Annotated in this window: 15 protein-coding genes and 3 pseudogenes; 14 read left to right on the top strand and 4 right to left on the bottom strand. The window is 41.6% G+C overall.

What is annotated here, in order from left to right; all coding sequences use genetic code 11:
- Positions 1-332 precede the first annotated feature (332 nt).
- From ACESLK_RS19545 to ACESLK_RS19535, 3 genes are all read left to right on the top strand, one after another.
- Positions 333-1067, top strand: coding sequence for a DUF695 domain-containing protein (locus ACESLK_RS19545; protein ID WP_373231379.1), 735 nt, complete (start codon positions 333-335; stop codon positions 1065-1067).
- A 300-nt stretch (positions 1068-1367) separates the two neighbouring features.
- Positions 1368-1745: a DUF2750 domain-containing protein gene (locus ACESLK_RS19540; protein WP_373231378.1), complete on the top strand. Its 378-nt coding sequence runs from the start codon at positions 1368-1370 to the stop codon at positions 1743-1745.
- A 296-nt stretch (positions 1746-2041) separates the two neighbouring features.
- Positions 2042-2332, top strand: a complete 291-nt coding sequence (locus ACESLK_RS19535) for a hypothetical protein (RefSeq protein ID WP_373231377.1) — start codon at positions 2042-2044, stop codon at positions 2330-2332.
- Between the two features lie 35 nt (positions 2333-2367).
- Here the strand turns inward: ACESLK_RS19535 and ACESLK_RS19530 are convergent, their stop codons facing one another.
- On the bottom strand, positions 2368-2550 hold the full coding sequence (locus ACESLK_RS19530) for a hypothetical protein (RefSeq protein WP_373231376.1): 183 nt from the start codon (positions 2548-2550) through the stop codon (positions 2368-2370).
- A gap of 19 nt (positions 2551-2569) precedes the next feature.
- Here ACESLK_RS19530 and ACESLK_RS19525 point away from each other — a divergent pair, with 19 nt between their 5' ends.
- Together ACESLK_RS19525 and ACESLK_RS19520 are read left to right on the top strand one after the other, a co-directional pair.
- Complete coding sequence (locus ACESLK_RS19525; protein WP_373231375.1) at positions 2570-3211, top strand: HEAT repeat domain-containing protein; 642 nt, start codon at positions 2570-2572, stop codon at positions 3209-3211.
- Between the two features lie 200 nt (positions 3212-3411).
- Complete coding sequence (locus ACESLK_RS19520; protein ID WP_373231374.1) at positions 3412-4137, top strand: IMP cyclohydrolase; 726 nt, start codon at positions 3412-3414, stop codon at positions 4135-4137.
- A gap of 208 nt (positions 4138-4345) precedes the next feature.
- Here the strand turns inward: ACESLK_RS19520 and ACESLK_RS19515 are convergent, their stop codons facing one another.
- Both ACESLK_RS19515 and ACESLK_RS19510 read right to left on the bottom strand, forming a co-directional pair.
- Positions 4346-5056 carry a transposase gene (locus tag ACESLK_RS19515; RefSeq protein WP_373231373.1) on the bottom strand — a complete coding sequence of 237 codons (711 nt, stop codon included), beginning with the start codon at positions 5054-5056 and terminating at the stop codon, positions 4346-4348.
- Positions 5057-5091: 35 nt separating this feature from the next.
- A complete protein-coding gene (locus tag ACESLK_RS19510; RefSeq protein WP_373231372.1) occupies positions 5092-5481 on the bottom strand; it encodes an IS110 family transposase in 390 nt (129 codons plus the stop codon).
- A 427-nt stretch (positions 5482-5908) separates the two neighbouring features.
- On the opposite strand from ACESLK_RS19510, the pseudogene ACESLK_RS19505 reads away from it, so the two are divergent.
- From ACESLK_RS19505 to ACESLK_RS19465, 9 genes and pseudogenes are all read left to right on the top strand, one after another.
- Positions 5909-6007, top strand: a pseudogene (locus tag ACESLK_RS19505) (class I SAM-dependent methyltransferase); the annotation flags it as partial.
- Between the two features lie 236 nt (positions 6008-6243).
- Positions 6244-7789 (top strand): annotated as a pseudogene (istA, locus tag ACESLK_RS19500) (IS21 family transposase).
- A 67-nt stretch (positions 7790-7856) separates the two neighbouring features.
- A complete protein-coding gene (gene istB / locus ACESLK_RS19495; RefSeq protein ID WP_373231371.1) occupies positions 7857-8615 on the top strand; it encodes an IS21-like element helper ATPase IstB in 759 nt (252 codons plus the stop codon).
- A gap of 458 nt (positions 8616-9073) precedes the next feature.
- On the top strand, positions 9074-9367 hold the full coding sequence (locus ACESLK_RS19490) for a hypothetical protein (protein ID WP_373231370.1): 294 nt from the start codon (positions 9074-9076) through the stop codon (positions 9365-9367).
- A gap of 240 nt (positions 9368-9607) precedes the next feature.
- The gene (locus ACESLK_RS19485) at positions 9608-10120 is read left to right on the top strand and encodes a P-loop nucleotide/nucleoside kinase family protein (protein WP_373231369.1); all 513 of its coding nucleotides are present in this window, start codon (positions 9608-9610) and stop codon (positions 10118-10120) included.
- 758 nt (positions 10121-10878) lie between these two features.
- Complete coding sequence (locus tag ACESLK_RS19480) at positions 10879-11610, top strand: hypothetical protein (RefSeq protein ID WP_373231368.1); 732 nt, start codon at positions 10879-10881, stop codon at positions 11608-11610.
- Between the two features lie 198 nt (positions 11611-11808).
- Positions 11809-12333, top strand: a complete 525-nt coding sequence (locus tag ACESLK_RS19475; protein WP_373231367.1) for a cysteine hydrolase family protein — start codon at positions 11809-11811, stop codon at positions 12331-12333.
- Between the two features lie 244 nt (positions 12334-12577).
- Positions 12578-13003 (top strand): annotated as a pseudogene (locus ACESLK_RS19470) (NUDIX hydrolase).
- Positions 13004-13303: 300 nt separating this feature from the next.
- Positions 13304-13897 carry an HAD family hydrolase gene (locus ACESLK_RS19465; protein ID WP_373231366.1) on the top strand — a complete coding sequence of 198 codons (594 nt, stop codon included), beginning with the start codon at positions 13304-13306 and terminating at the stop codon, positions 13895-13897.
- A gap of 198 nt (positions 13898-14095) precedes the next feature.
- On the opposite strand, the gene ACESLK_RS19460 is transcribed toward ACESLK_RS19465, so the two are convergent.
- Positions 14096-14653: a TlpA family protein disulfide reductase gene (locus ACESLK_RS19460; protein ID WP_373231365.1), complete on the bottom strand. Its 558-nt coding sequence runs from the start codon at positions 14651-14653 to the stop codon at positions 14096-14098.
- Positions 14654-14746: the final 93 nt, after the last annotated feature.

Below are 14746 nucleotides of genomic sequence, written 5' to 3'. Positions count from 1 at the left end.
TTTTATTAATAGACGAATTGATAATTTGGATAAATGATACAAGTAAACAAAATGAATATATTTCAATCATAGGAATTTAAGAAGCAATTGAGGTTGATCGAAGAAGACACCGGCATCTGATAACACCATGTTCACGCTTCGGGCCATTCGGCCCTCGGTCCGGCAGAAGTTAGAAGTGGAATCGAGGATGCCTTTCAGCAGCGGGGAAGAATATTCAGCCGGACACATCCGCACCACCTAACCGCATCGCGGCCGGTGACTTCGTCGCCTTAAGGTGGTGGGACGTCGTGAACACAAGAACGTTAGGCGAAATTTCCTAAGGAGGTATTCAAATGTCTGATCATTGGGACATTTATTTTTGTAATATAGAAGATAAGTTTGCATCAATTGTTCTTGACATGGATGTATGGAACGAGATCGATAAAAGCAAGTTTTCATTTCCTAAGGTGGTAAGAATCCCTATTAAGAAACCTGGTGAAAGCGGCACACCTGTTGATGACGAGGCCGAACTAATCAATGAGCTTGAGGATGTATTGTCTCAAAAAATTGGTGGGCTAGCTTATAACGTTGGACGTATGACAATAAATGGCATAAGGGAAGTATATTATTATTTTTCTTCTACTTATGACTTAGATAAGCTCGCGAAGGAAATCTTCAACGAGCATAACTACGAAGTAGAAGTGTTTAATATTGATGAAGATAATCCTTGGGAGTTTTATTTCGATTTTTTATATCCGGATAAATTTCAATTGCAACATATGGGAAACAGAGGGGTTGTTGATTCTTTAAGCGAATCTGGAGATCCTTTAGGGGAATCAAGAAGAGTAGACCACTGGCTATATTTTAATAGTGAATTAGATCGTGCTGGTTTTGAAGGGAAGATAATAACTATGGGTTTCAACGTTGAGCTTGATAGAACAGATGATAGTAATGAATATGTATCGCAAATATACCGTAATGATTATGTTGATTTACATTCTATTAATGAAGTTACTGATTTATTAGTCAACGTGTCTGAAGAGTACGAAGGAAGATATGATGGATGGGAAACCATTGTACTTAAGTAACTCGATGAAGAGGAAACTTCGCCTAACAAAGCATTCACGCATCGGGGCTAACGCCCCTTGGTCCGCGAGAAGTATTTTCGTAGGAGCCGATTCAGCGGACAACCCTGCACCGACCAAGATAGGAGCTATCTAGGCCGGTGAGGGTTCGTGAATGCAAGAACGTTAGGCGAAAGATCGAAGGTTATTATTAGTAGGGTAAGTTCTGGGAAGTTAAATATTAATCTTTAGGTTCAAGATGTATGGTACTTATTAAACTGGAGTCTTTCTTAAAACTACACTTAAAAAAGCGGCGGTGATAAATTGAATCGTAAAGAATTCGAAGCTGTCTTAAAACAGCCCCCAAACATCAGGTACGAGTATTTTATTAAGAAAGTATCTGATTATGAAGAAATTTGGGGATTATACGATGACGGTTGGGCAACAGCTGATGACGGTGAAGGGAATAAGTGTATTCCATTCTTTCCAAATCAAGAATTTGCTCAGAACTGTGCAGTAGAAGAATGGTCGGGATTTAAACCCGAGAGCATAGATCTTTACGAATTTATTGAAGAATGGCTTTCAGGGATGAAAGAAGACAAATTAAAAGTTTCTATTTTCCCTAATAATAGTGACACAGCCATTGTGGAAGTAGACATATTATTGAGAGATTTACATACTGAACTTGAGAAATACGATTAATGTTCCCAAAATAGATCCTTCGACAAGGGAATAAATGGAAAGTAGAAGTAATAAATCGAAATAATATTAATGTGAGGGTAACTCAAAGATCCTTCGCCTAACACTGCATTCACGCATCGGGGCTGACGCCCCTCGGTCCGCAAGAAGCATTTTCGAAGTAGCTGATTCAGCGGACAACCCTGCACCGGCCAAGATAAGAGCTATCTAGGCCGGTGAGGGTTCGTGAATGCAAGAACGTTATGTGAAACCGCGGAAGTGCTATTAAATTCAAAATCCCTAAAGTTTGGAGTTGAATTATGGATTTAATTCTAGCACCGGACATTATTGAAAGAATACAACAGGAATATGAGAAACAATACGATCTTGTCGAAGGACTTTTAATTAATCAAAGTTTTTTTCACAAAGATGAAATATTTAAATTGAGATTGATTAGATCAATTTTGTTTTTATCTGAAGGTAGCATTGAAAGGCTTCAATACTATCTCAATATTGCAAATGTAGATTATAGAGATTTGTTTTATTGGGCTGAATATGATCAACAAAGTAAACAAGTCCGGGATTTTTCAAAGCCCTTTAATAATAATTGAAGTACATTTAAAATTGTTTCGATGAAGTCGCGGCATCAGATAAACACCGTATTCACGTTGCGGAGCCTTTCGGCTTCTGGGTCTGCCCGAGGCATATCGATGAAGTGGATCCAGGCGGACAACCCTGCGAACCTAACCGCGTCGCGGCCGCCCCTATGGAGCTTAAGGTTCTCGGGTTCGTGAATACGAGAGACGTTAGAGGAAATTACCGAAATCATTAAAAAGAGGGTATCCACAATGAAGCATATCAATGAGATCATGAACCATTACTATGATTTTGTTTCATGGTCAAAGACAGTGGAACATGTTAATGATTGGGAAACGGACTACCCTAATTGGATGGAAATTATAAATGCTATTGATCTTTTCCTACAATCAAATAATTATGAAGATTGCAATGAAGAGATTATTAATGCTTTTTTATATCTCATTGGACGAGATAATGAAAGAGAATATCTTGCGGAGTTACTTGTTGAACACCCTAATTTCCTAATTCACCTTGCAAAACGTGGATTTAGTTATCCAGATCATGATACTCGATGGCAGCTTGTATTTTATGTAAGCAAGCTATATGGGACTTATCACGAGGTTGAAGATATAGTTATATCTTATTGGCAAGACTCTAATGAATATGTGAGAAGGAGAGCCTTATTGGCTCTCGGTTTCATGAAGTCTAAATATGCAGAAGAGCTAGCTGTTGAAGCTTACTTATCAGATTATGAGTATCAGAAAATTGCGGCATTAGAGGTATTACATATGATAAATTCTCCAAAACTTTATGATTACCTGAAACTTAGTGAACAGAGTGAATCAACAATTATTAGAAATGGTGCCCTAAGGATTAGAACTGAACGCGGGTACGACCAAAGAAGTCGGTAACTTCATCTAACAATATGTTCACGCATCGGCGGACAAGCCGCCTCGGTCCCGGAAGTAAAAGTCGAAGAAGTAATTGCCGGGACACATCCGCACCACCCAACCGCATCGCGGCCGGTCCTTTGGACCTTAGGGTGGTGGGACGTCGTGAACACGGAGACGTTAGGTGAAATTGTTTGAAGACGAAAATAGGGGGACTATTCATGAAAGAATTATTAAAGAGACATATTGAGGATCTTACACAAAATTCATACTCTGGTAGGGGAATTGTTATTGGTTTATCGCCTGATGAGTCGATCGTCTTTCAGATCTATTGGATTATGGGACGAAGCGAGAATAGCAGAAACAGGATTTTTGTTATGGAAGAGAACGGGGCTGTTAAGAATGAAGCATATGATGAGAGCAAGCTAACAGATCCATCGTTAATCATATATTATCCTATTAAATCCCTAGACAAAGTACATATCGTTTCAAACGGTGACCAGACCGATACAATCTTTGATAAAATTTCCATAGGGGGAAGCTTCGAGGAAGCGTTGAGGGAGAGAACCTATGAACCCGATGCTCCTAATTTTACGCCTCGAATATCGGGGATTGTGGATCTTAATGATACAAATCATACATATAAGCTATCTATTTTAAAATCCCTTTACAATAATCCGGCCGTAAACGTAAGAAACATCTTTTCATATGATCAAGCTATCCCTGGGGTTGGACATTGTATCACTACTTATTCACGTGATGGTGCACCATTGCCTTCTTTTCAAGGGGAACCTTTAATCGTCCCAATCTTTAACAGTACAGAGGAGAATTTAAATTATTACTGGAGTTTATTAAACGAAGATAATCGAATTTCTATTCTTGTTAAATCAATTAACCGGGAAAGTAATCAATTTAATATATTGATTAAAAATAAGTTGTTTAGCTAATTCAAGAGGTCAAACAACTTCATCTAAACCAGCTAATCAAAGTCAATACAGCCGAAAAATAAGATTTCGAACGATAAAAATAGACGAGCTCAAATAAGCCTACCTGGAAAACGAAGGCATATGGCAAAATGTTCCTAATGGATTAGCTTAAGATGCTGAAAAAGGTGTTTCTCCGCTCCAGACGCCATAAACAATGCGTAAAAGCTTGTTAGCAGTGGCAACAATCGCTTGCTAGCTTGCCTTGCGAACGTTTTAACTGGTAATATCGCGATAGAACCTCATTTCGTGGACCGTGAACTTGCTTCGAGATCCCTGCAACGGTAGCTTGAAACAAGGCGGTACGGAGGTATGATGAACCTCTTTTGGAAATGCGATTCTGATTGGCCTTAAAGGTTCCCGACTCGTAAACAGATGAATCCAGCCCTGCAAAAGCGGTCAACTGTTTAACGGAAGGGAACCTTTTTATATCGCCAATCTCCGCTTGGATTGTGGCTGCAGTGAGCGGTCCGACGCCTGGAATCGAGCGAAGTAAGGCATGTTCAGGCAAGGAAGCAGCGAGCTGCAGCATGTGTTTTTGAATATCCGCTAATCCCGCTTGGTGCGCTTGTATCAAGGAAATGTAGTTCTTCATCGCGACCAAATGAGCACAAGAAGCCTGAGGATCTGGCAGACTGTCACGTGCAAGTGTGAGGAGAGTAGCTAGCTTCTTTTGGTTCCATGCGAGCCCTCGGCGATTGTGCAAGAGAATTCTTAAGATATCCTCCTGACTCGCTTCTAGCAGGGCTTGCGGAGTAGGGAAGGTACTTAATAATTGCAGGGAAGTTGGGTTACATAGGTTCTGAAAAGCCTTGTCATAGCCGGGGAAACCGAGATCCAGAACAGAGCGGAAATGCAGTTGAACACTGCCGTACAAGGACATACATTGGTAGTGCTGCCTGCACAGAGCGCGAAGTTCTAGAATCTTGGGGTCAAGTTCATTGACCGGAGATACTTCCTCCAGATAGAAGGCTTGGGCAGCGCATCGATGGGATCTGTTTTAACCTTACGGGTGGCTTTCTTCTTCAGTTGGTGAGTAAGAAGCGGATTGAGCACGACAACGGGATATCCTTTGGCGGAAAAGAAAGAGACAAGCGGTTTGGAGTAATTGCCGGTTGCCTCGAGCACGACATGAGGTCTTTGCTGGGTCATCTCTTCGAGTTGGTCGAGTAAAGGGAGCAACGAAGAAACGCCATGAGGCGAGTGAGAAAAAGAAAATGGTTTACGGACAATGGCACCGTAAGCTGAAAAGGCAGCGGCTACGCTTTTGCCTTTGGCTACGTCAATACTGAGAATAGGTTGTTGCATAAAACCTCCTTGTGAACCTACTAGGACCCGGCGTAATCGTTCTCCACAGGTTGGTACGGTGATACGGGCTCTAAGGCCCAACCAGCTAAATCGGGGTATGAACGTTACTTAGGCTGAAACACTTTATGCGAAGAGATCTAAGTCCCAACACCGCATACGTTTTTACCCAGTGGTGATTTTTCTAGTATAAAAGAAAAAGCTCAACCCCGACTCAGTGGGATGAGCTTAATATACCAACACCGTATTCACGCGGCGGAGCCTAACGGCTCCTTGGTCCGCCAGAGGAATTTTCGGAGAAGCGAATTCAGGCGGACAACCCTGCGAGGATAAGTGGCGTAGCCACTCGGCGACTTTGTCGGCTTAAGCCTCTCGGGTTCGTGAATACAACAACGTTAGATGAAACTTGCAGAAAGCTTGAGGTGAGGAAATGAACAGAGTAGCGAATATAAGAACAGAAGAGAAGAAATATCATGACTTTTGTTATGAAAATTACAGTTTATTTGAGCCGGGTGCGTATTCCGAAAAGTTTTAGCCACCCATTCCGGAAAGTATTGGTCGCCGATTCCGGAAAGACTTAGCCAGTCATTCCGAAAAGTATTGGTCAGTCATTCCGGAAAGTCTTAGCCACTAATCCCCTTCCAGTTTTCCCTCTCAAGTCGGCTATCCCATCAGGCAAAGGTTGCAGCGCTCCGCTGGTCGAATGTCTTACGAGACATCAGCCGAAAGGAGCACACAGTCTTGCCGAAACGAAGGAGGATAGCTTTGCCACGTGTATTAGACATTCTACGTTTACACAACGAATCGAGCTTAAGTGAAAGAGCAATCGCACGTAGCTTGTCCCTCTCACACGGTACCGTTAGTAACATTCTAGCTCGCGCCAAGGAGGCCGGATTACCATGGCCGCTGCCAGCAAATCTGGATGAACGTAAGCTGGAAGTCATGCTCTTCCCTAAGGCAATGGGCAGACCCAAGAACCGGAAAGAACCAGATTGGAACCTCATGTACAGAGAATCCAAAAGAAAAGGCGTCACCCTCCAACTCCTTTGGATGGAGTACAAAAGCTTGTACCCGGAGGGCTATCAGTACAGTCAGTTTTGCGAGCGGTTTAACCAGTGGAAGAAGTCTCTTCAGCTTTCCTTGCGCCAAGAACACAAGGCCGGCGAGAAGTTGTTTATCGACTACGCAGGGCCGAAAATCCCTGTGGTTGACGGTGAAACAGGCGAAATCAGGGCAGCTCAGTTATTTGTTGCCACGCTCGGTGCAAGCAGCTACACCTACGCGGAAGCGCAGTGGGGTCAGGGACCTCCAGTCTTTTGTAAACGGTCATGTACGAGCCTTCCAGTTCTTCGGTGGTGTTCCTGAATTGCTCGTCCCGGATAATTTGAAATCCGGTGTGAAGCATGCGGATCGCTATGAGCCCAATGTGAACCGTACGTATTACGAAATGGCATCCCATTACGGTAGTGCCATTCTGCCGACAAGACCTCGGAAGCCAAAAGATAAAGCCAAGGTAGAAGCAGCTGTTCTACTTGCCGAGCGCTGGATTTTAGCGGTGCTACGAAATCGACGTTTCTTCAGCCTTGCTGAGTTAAACAAAGCCATTCATGAGTTGCTGGTTCGTTTGAATGAGAAGCCATTCCAGAAGATGGAGGGCTCCCGGAAGATCTTGTTTGAGAGTCTGGACAAGCCAGCCCTTCGACCACTTCCGACCATGCCTTATGAATTCGCATTTTGGCGCTTATCTCGAGTCAACATCGATTACCACATCACCGTCGAATACGTTCACTACAGCGTGCCCTATACCCTTGTGAAGCACGAAGTTGATGTGAGAATCACGGAATCAATCGTCGAAATATTTCACAAGGGTAGTCGGGTTGCTAGCCATCGCCGGGCGTTTAGGAAGGGGCAAATGGTCACCGATCCGCTCCATCGACCCAAATCCCATCAGAAACATATGAAATGGACGCCTTCACGTCTTATCGATTGGGGCAAGAGCATGGGCCCGAGTATCGGCAAGCTCATCGAAGAAATATTGGCTCGTAAGCCTCATCCCGAGCAGGGTTATCGCAGCTGTCTAGGCATTATTAGTCTCAGTAAGAGGTTTTCTACGGAAAGACTAGAAGCCGCAGCCACTCGAGCCATCGCCATAGGCGCCTTTTCCTATACCAGTGTCAAATCAATTCTGGAGAAAGGAATTGAGCAAATGGAACTTCCGTTATTCATTCCGGAGACGCCGACACCGGTTCATGAGAATGTGCGTGGCGCGTCTTATTACCAAGAGAACCGTTCTAGCAAGTTCGTTCATTAGCGCTATATTCAGCGAACCGGCGAGCCTCTCAAACGTCACCGGTTCGCCCAATCGGGAGGTAGACTCTGTGTTAACTCAGCCAACGATAGATATCCTGCGTAAATTGCGCCTTCAAGGTCTAGCGGATGCCTATTTACGCCAGCTGCAAGACCCGAAAATCAATGAACTCACCTTTGAAGAACGTTTTGGTTTGCTGGTCGACCACCAGTGGACGGAACGGAAAAATCGGCAAGTAACCAAACTTCTACGCGATGCGCGGCTCAAAATTCAGGCGAGCCCAGAGGACATCGACTACGAAGCACCCAGGCAGCTTGACCGTTCTTTAATCCGCCAATTACTGACGGGAGGATGGCTTACTTCTCATCACAATCTACTGGTTACAGGGCGAACGGGTGCTGGGAAGACATTCATGGTATGCGCACTCGCCACGGCTGCCTGCCGACAAGGATTTCAAGTCAGGTATTACCGGATGTCACGCCTTTTTCAAGATATTTTGCTCGCCAAAGGAGACGGCACCTACGGAAAATTAGCCAATCATTTAACTAAGGTGGATCTCTTAATCCTTGATGATTGGGGACTTGCCCCTCTTGGAACTGCAGAAAGCCGAGAGTTGCTGGACATCCTAGATGACCGAGTATCCTTGCATGCCACATGTTTGGCCAGCCAATTGCCAATCACGTTATGGCACCAACATTTCGCCGATCCAACCTTGGCCGACGCCATTCTCGATCGTCTCATTCACCGCGCCTATCGACTCGATATTCAGGGAGATTCGATGAGGAAAATGCTCGCCTCCTTGCCCGGAACTGGAAAATCTGATATGTAATAGAGAAGCCGTATTGAGAGGGTTAAAGTGGATAATACTTTCCGGAACGAGTGACCAACTGTTTCCGGAATAAGTGGCTAAACATTACCGGAATGACTGACCAAAGTTTCCGGAATACGCAAGCCGGGCTCCTGGCTACACAAACCAGTAAAAACAGTAATTGATCTTCTAGAAGAATATAAAGATCAAGAGTACTTAAGTGTATTAGATTTAGAATCTGGGATTGGTAGGAATAGCATTCCTATTGCTGAATCCATGAAGAATAGAAATGGAAAAGTAGTTTGCGTTGATTTATTGGAGTCTGCAATAGATAAATTGCTTTGTTATAGTCAGAAATTCGGGGTCGAACAATTTATTGAGACAAGATTATCAGATATTGAACAATTCACCATCGAACAAGAAGAGTATGACATATTGTAGCTGTATCTGCCTTGGAACATGTAAGTTCGGAAATAGCATTGGAAAGGAAAATTAATGAAATGACATTTGGAACCAAAATAAATGGAACCAATTGCATTATTATCGGATCGAACATACAAGAAGTCAACCTAGAAAATGGACAAGAACTGGATCCAATGTTTGAAGTCAATTTATCTACTAAAAGTATGATGGAATTATTAGATAATCAGTATGCTGGATGGGAAGTAAAAAAACGACTTGTAAAACAATTAGAATATGAGATTGACAGAAACGGACTACCCGTAAAATTGACAACTGATTGTATAACCTTTGTTACTAAGAAAATTATGTAGGTAAATTCAAAGAGGTCTGCAAGCATCATCTATCAATATTCGCGCTGTGGGCCATGTGGCCCTTGATCTGCCCGAGGCATTTTCTAGGGAGTGAATCAGGCAGATACATCCATTCCCCTAAGATAAGACCTATCTATGGGAAATGGACGGCGCGAATACAATAACGTTATAAGAAACCAGCGCAAAAACGGATAAATCGTAAAGAAACTTTAGTTCTATGATTCGAAGGAGTCGAGTTTAATGCTCTTTATATTTAGCGGTTTACCAGGCACCGGGAAGACCACATTATCATCAGCTTTGGCCAGAGAACTAAGGGCTACGTATCTCCGGGTTGATGTCGTGGAACAGGCAATGCGGGATGTCGGAACAAGGATTGAAGGACCTGAGGGTTACATCGTGTGTTATGCGATTGCATCGCAGAATCTCCGGTTGGGCCTAGACGTGATTGCAGATACAGTAAATCCCATCCAAATAACGCGTCAGGCTTGGCGTAACGTGGCGGAGTCTCTTGAAACTCCGTTTGTGGAAATCGAAGTGGTTTGCTCTGACGATCATGAACACAGACATCGAATCGAAACGCGTACAGCGGATATTCCCGGATTTGTTCTACCTACGTGGGAGCAGGTCAGGAATCGACAGTACGATGTTTGGGACCGGGGGCACATAGTCATCGATACAGCTCATCAAACTGTGGAAGAAAGCTTGACGATATTATATAAACAGTTGGGTCGGGAGAGTAGTAAGTATAGTTAATTTCACTAAAAAGAACATTATTTGAATTGTGTATGTATTTCGAAGAAGGCGCTGACATCTTATAACAATGCATTCACGCTGCAGGGCTCTCCAAGCCCCTTGGTCGCCAAGAGGGATTTCGGGAAGGGGATCAGACGACAACCCTGCACCGACTAAGCGCATCGCGGCCGGCACTTCGTGCCTTAAGTCGGTGAGGGTTCGTGAATAATAGCTCAAACTAAGAGAGAAGTGTGGATCAAATGTTTTATAAAAATTGAATTAGCGTATATTTTTTGCTTATTTCAATATTATTATTGTGTTCTCTTTTGTTCTTTCTTTTACCTTATGCTGATAAAAATGATTTTTTTAACGAAAATACATCACCACATTTAGATAAAATGATTAAATATTTAGTACTAAGCATTCCTTTCGTAGCGGGATATATAATATTCTTTTTAACTTACATCGAGAGAATAGATTTCATAAGGAGTTTAAATTACCCTTTATTAGTATTTAACGTATACTTTGGAGTTGTTCTTTGTTTACTTTCATTTGGTGGCGCACTTATGTGGGTAATAATCCCAAGTGTTTTGATTCCCTTGTTGAGTCTACCTGCAAGTTTAATTTATGGAGTAATGAAAGATATTCAATATATTAAGAAATACATCTATCCCCTAAGATAAGAGCTATCTAAGGGGGATGGACGTCATGAATACAAGAACGTTAGGCGAAACTCTCGAAAAACATAAATTCTTAATTTAGGAGCTCAAAGAAGAAAAATGAAAAAAATACACTGTTTATTCGTTATATTATTCCTGAGTATCCTTATAGCTTGTGGAAACGAGACAATTGAAAAAAAAGAAACATTAATTAATCCTACTAAAGAAGAAAGTACTTCCGAAGAAATTGAGCCTGATATTACTCTTCAAAATTCAAAGGTAAAAGACATTTCGTCATTAATTCCAGATGGATGGGGCATTTTGAAAGCCTTTGATGAAGAGTTGGTAAAAGCTGAGGGAGATTTGAATAAAGATGCTATAAACGATATAGCAATTGTAATCGAAGAGATTAAAGAAAGTGAGGAAGCTCCGTCTCGTGCGCTACTTATTGCTTTTAGAAATAAAGAGGGAACACTTTCACTATCAATTATTGCTAAGAAAGTAATTTTAGAGAAAGACGAGGGAGGAGTATGGGGAGATCCCTTTGAAAGCTTGTCTATTGACAGAGGATCCGTACTAGTCAGTGATTACGGTGGTAGTAACTGGCGATGGTACAACAGATATAGATTTAGATTTCAGGATAATGATTGGTACTTAATCGGAGCAACAATGGGCTCCTATTTCACAGGAAATGCCACAATGGATAATGCTGACGAGGAAGATTATAACTTGCTAACTGGAGATTACTTAATAAAAAGAACTGATGAAGAAGGTTATGTAAAAATTACTAAAGGGAATCGTGGGAAGAAACAACTTGTAAAATTAAGTGAGTTTAATATTGAAGATATGTGAGGTAGTGAGAGTTACTCAAAGGAGTCGAGAGCATCGCCTAAAGTGGATTCGGAGCGGAATTTCAGAGCAGGGAAGCAATTCAGCGGGGACACACCTGCACCACCCAACCGCGTTGCGGCCGGACCTAAAGGTCCTTAGGGTGATGAGGCGTCGCGAATACGACAACGAAAAAATTCAATTTGTTTGGAGGAATTGATCTTGTCAACCCAAAAAGCTCTACTCATTGTCGATGTCCAATCAGGAATGTTTGATGAAACCCCTCCTATCTATCAGGGGGAAGTATTAATAGAAAAGATTAAGAAATTAATTATGAATGCCCGACAAGAAGATTTCCAAATAATCTATATTCAACACAACGAAAAACCAGGAGAATCATTAGAGACAGGAACGCCTGGATGGGAAATTCATCCGGATATTTCTCCTAAAGATGAAGATATAATAATTCAGAAATTTACTCCGGATTCTTTTTTTAATACATCACTTCATCAACAATTACAAGATAAAGGAATTTCAGAACTTATCATTGTTGGAATACAAACTGAAATATGTATTGATACAACATGCCGAAGAGCATTTAGCCTTGGCTACACTGTAACATTAATAAGTGATGCTCACAGTACCTGGGATACTAATACTTTAAAGGCTAAACAAATAATAGAACATCACAATAATGTATTAAGATGGTTTGCTAAAGTTTCTGATACAAATAGTATTTTAACTTAGAAGTTTATTTCAAAGAAGACATCACCTTCATCTAACAATATGTTCACGCATCGGCGGACAAGCCGCCTCGGTCCCGGAAGTAAAGTCGAAGAAGTAATTGCCGGGACACATCCGCACCCACCCAACCGCATCGCGGCCGGTCCTTTGGACCTTAGGTGGTGGGACGTCGTGAACACGGAAACGTTAGATGAAACCTGCGAAAAACATTTAAAAACACATATAAAAAACTTAAAGGAGCGAAAGAATGAGCCCACCTAAACATATCCTCTCTGCTGCAGCTATTGTTGTAAATGATAAGAATGAATTATTACTTATTTAAGGACCAAGAAGGGGCTGGGAGATGCCGGGTGGTCAAGTAGAAGAAGGAGAGTCCTTAAGTCAAGCTGCAATAAGAGAAACAAAAGAAGAATCTGGAATCGATATAGAAATTATTAAATTCTGCGGAATATTTCAGAACATAGGGAATTCAATTTGCAACACTTTATTTTTAGCAAAGCCAATTGGTGGAGAATTAACTAAAACACCTGAAAGTTTGGATGTAGGTTTCTTCCCGATCGATGAAGCACTCAATAAAGTAGAATGGAAAGATTTTAGACAAAGAATAGAGTACTGCTTAAAACCTGAATTGCAACCTTTTTGTGTTGAGTTTATGGATAAGAAGAATATTTGAGGGTATCTCAAGAAGTCGCAGGCATCAACTAACACCGCATTCACGCTGCGGGCCAGCTGTGTTGTCCCTTGGTCCGCCAGAAGTAGAGGAAGAGGATTCATAACGAAGCGGATTCAGTTGCAGGGAAGCATATTCAGTCGGACAACCCTGCACCACCTAACCGCGTCGCGGCCGGAATTCCTGGGAGAGTAAGATAAGAGCTATCTAACTCTCCCAGGATTCCTTAAGGTGGTGAGGGTTCGAGAATGCAAGAACGTTATACGAAAGAACCTAATATTTTTTCTGGGGAGTTTTACAATGATGAATAAACCTCAACTTGTTCTTGATGTTGCAGGTGTAATTGTTACAAACTTTTCTTCAACGTTTTGGGGAGAGGTTGCTCAAAACACGGGTATCTCATTTAATACTATACGTTCGCTGTTCAAAGAAGTTCGAGAAGACTTATGGTCTGGGAGAATCAGTGAACAAGATTTTTGGAGATGGTTAAGTAATCATTGCCCAGAAATTGATCCACTGTCTGCTCGAGTCTTACTTTCTGAACATCTTAAGCTACTTCTAAGTGCAGAATTTCTAGTCAGTTGGAGTCAAAAGTGTGATATCCATCTGTTGAGTAATCATCGACATGAATGGCTAGAAGAATTGCTCGAACCAATAAAACCTTATTTACAATCCATCACGATATCAAGTCAAGTAGGATGCTGCAAACCAAATAGTGCGATTTATGAGATTGTTAAGTCCAGGATAAACAATACAAATACGATATATGTCGATGATCAGGAGAAGAATCTTGATCCGGCGAGAAGACTTGGATGGACTACTGTACTTGCTGATGAAGAAGGCAATTGGATAGGAGTTGTATCAGAACTTATTCAAAACCAGCAGGACTTTAAATAGAAGAGGAAGAGGTTCCTTCGTATAACAATGTGTTCACGCATCGGGGGACAAGCCCCATCGGTCCCGGAAGTAAATTCGAAGAGGGTATTTGCCGGGACACTCCGCACCGACTAAGCGCTACGCGCCTGGCTACTTCGTCGCCTTAAGTCGGTGGGACGTCGTGAACACATGAACGTAAGGCGAAATACCTGTAGTAATTTAAACACTGAAATTATCTTGAAGATATTTAAATGAATTTTCTATATTTTCAATATCAGTAGAGCCAACTAATTGATCTATAATCTCTCCTTTAGAATTAAAGAAATAAAGTGAGGGAAAACCTGATCCACCATATTTCTTGTAGACACTCCCTGATTCATCTAGGAGTATTGGATATTCAATATCATAGTTCTTTACATACTCTCTGACTTCTTGCAAGTCATCACGATATACTAGGTTAATCCCAAATAAATTAATATCACTTTTGTATTTTTTATGTAACTGGACGATTTTGGGTGCATCTTCATTACAGTAAGGACACCAAGAAGTGAAGAACAATATTACAGTTGGTTTCTCTGCAAAGTTAACAGATATATTATTGGAACTTGTCAAATCTATTAAGTTAATATCGTTTGAAGGTTGTGTTGTTACAATTTCATTCGATAGTATTGGAGCATTGTCTGCTGACTTGGAATTGTTATTTTGTAAAGTGTAAGCAATAAAAATAATGGAAATAACTAATATTGAACAGGTACTTATGAATTGTATTTTTCTCACTGTAACACCTCTATATTTCAAAATAGTTACAACAATGATAGCCTTTTTTCAATTAAAGTAAAAGAGAAACTTAGAATATTTCATTCGCCCCTC

The sequence above is a fragment of the Cohnella sp. genome, assembly GCF_041640265.1.
Lineage (GTDB): Bacteria > Bacillota > Bacilli > Paenibacillales > Paenibacillaceae > Cohnella.
The sequence above is the reverse complement of the archived record's forward strand: the minus strand, read 5'-3'. Positions and strand labels throughout refer to the sequence as shown.

Coding starts and splice junctions, on each gene's coding strand:
- ACESLK_RS19545 (WP_373231379.1), top strand. CDS start 333: ATGTCTGATCATTGGGACATTTATTTTTGTAATATAGAAGATAAGTTT.
- ACESLK_RS19535 (WP_373231377.1), top strand. CDS start 2,042: ATGGATTTAATTCTAGCACCGGACATTATTGAAAGAATACAACAGGAA.
- ACESLK_RS19530 (WP_373231376.1), bottom strand. CDS start 2,550: ATGATTTCGGTAATTTCCTCTAACGTCTCTCGTATTCACGAACCCGAG.
- ACESLK_RS19525 (WP_373231375.1), top strand. CDS start 2,570: ATGAAGCATATCAATGAGATCATGAACCATTACTATGATTTTGTTTCA.
- ACESLK_RS19520 (WP_373231374.1), top strand. CDS start 3,412: ATGAAAGAATTATTAAAGAGACATATTGAGGATCTTACACAAAATTCA.
- ACESLK_RS19515 (WP_373231373.1), bottom strand. CDS start 5,056: ATGTCCTTGTACGGCAGTGTTCAACTGCATTTCCGCTCTGTTCTGGAT.
- ACESLK_RS19510 (WP_373231372.1), bottom strand. CDS start 5,481: ATGCAACAACCTATTCTCAGTATTGACGTAGCCAAAGGCAAAAGCGTA.
- ACESLK_RS19485 (WP_373231369.1), top strand. CDS start 9,608: ATGCTCTTTATATTTAGCGGTTTACCAGGCACCGGGAAGACCACATTA.
- ACESLK_RS19480 (WP_373231368.1), top strand. CDS start 10,879: ATGAAAAAAATACACTGTTTATTCGTTATATTATTCCTGAGTATCCTT.
- ACESLK_RS19465 (WP_373231366.1), top strand. CDS start 13,304: ATGAATAAACCTCAACTTGTTCTTGATGTTGCAGGTGTAATTGTTACA.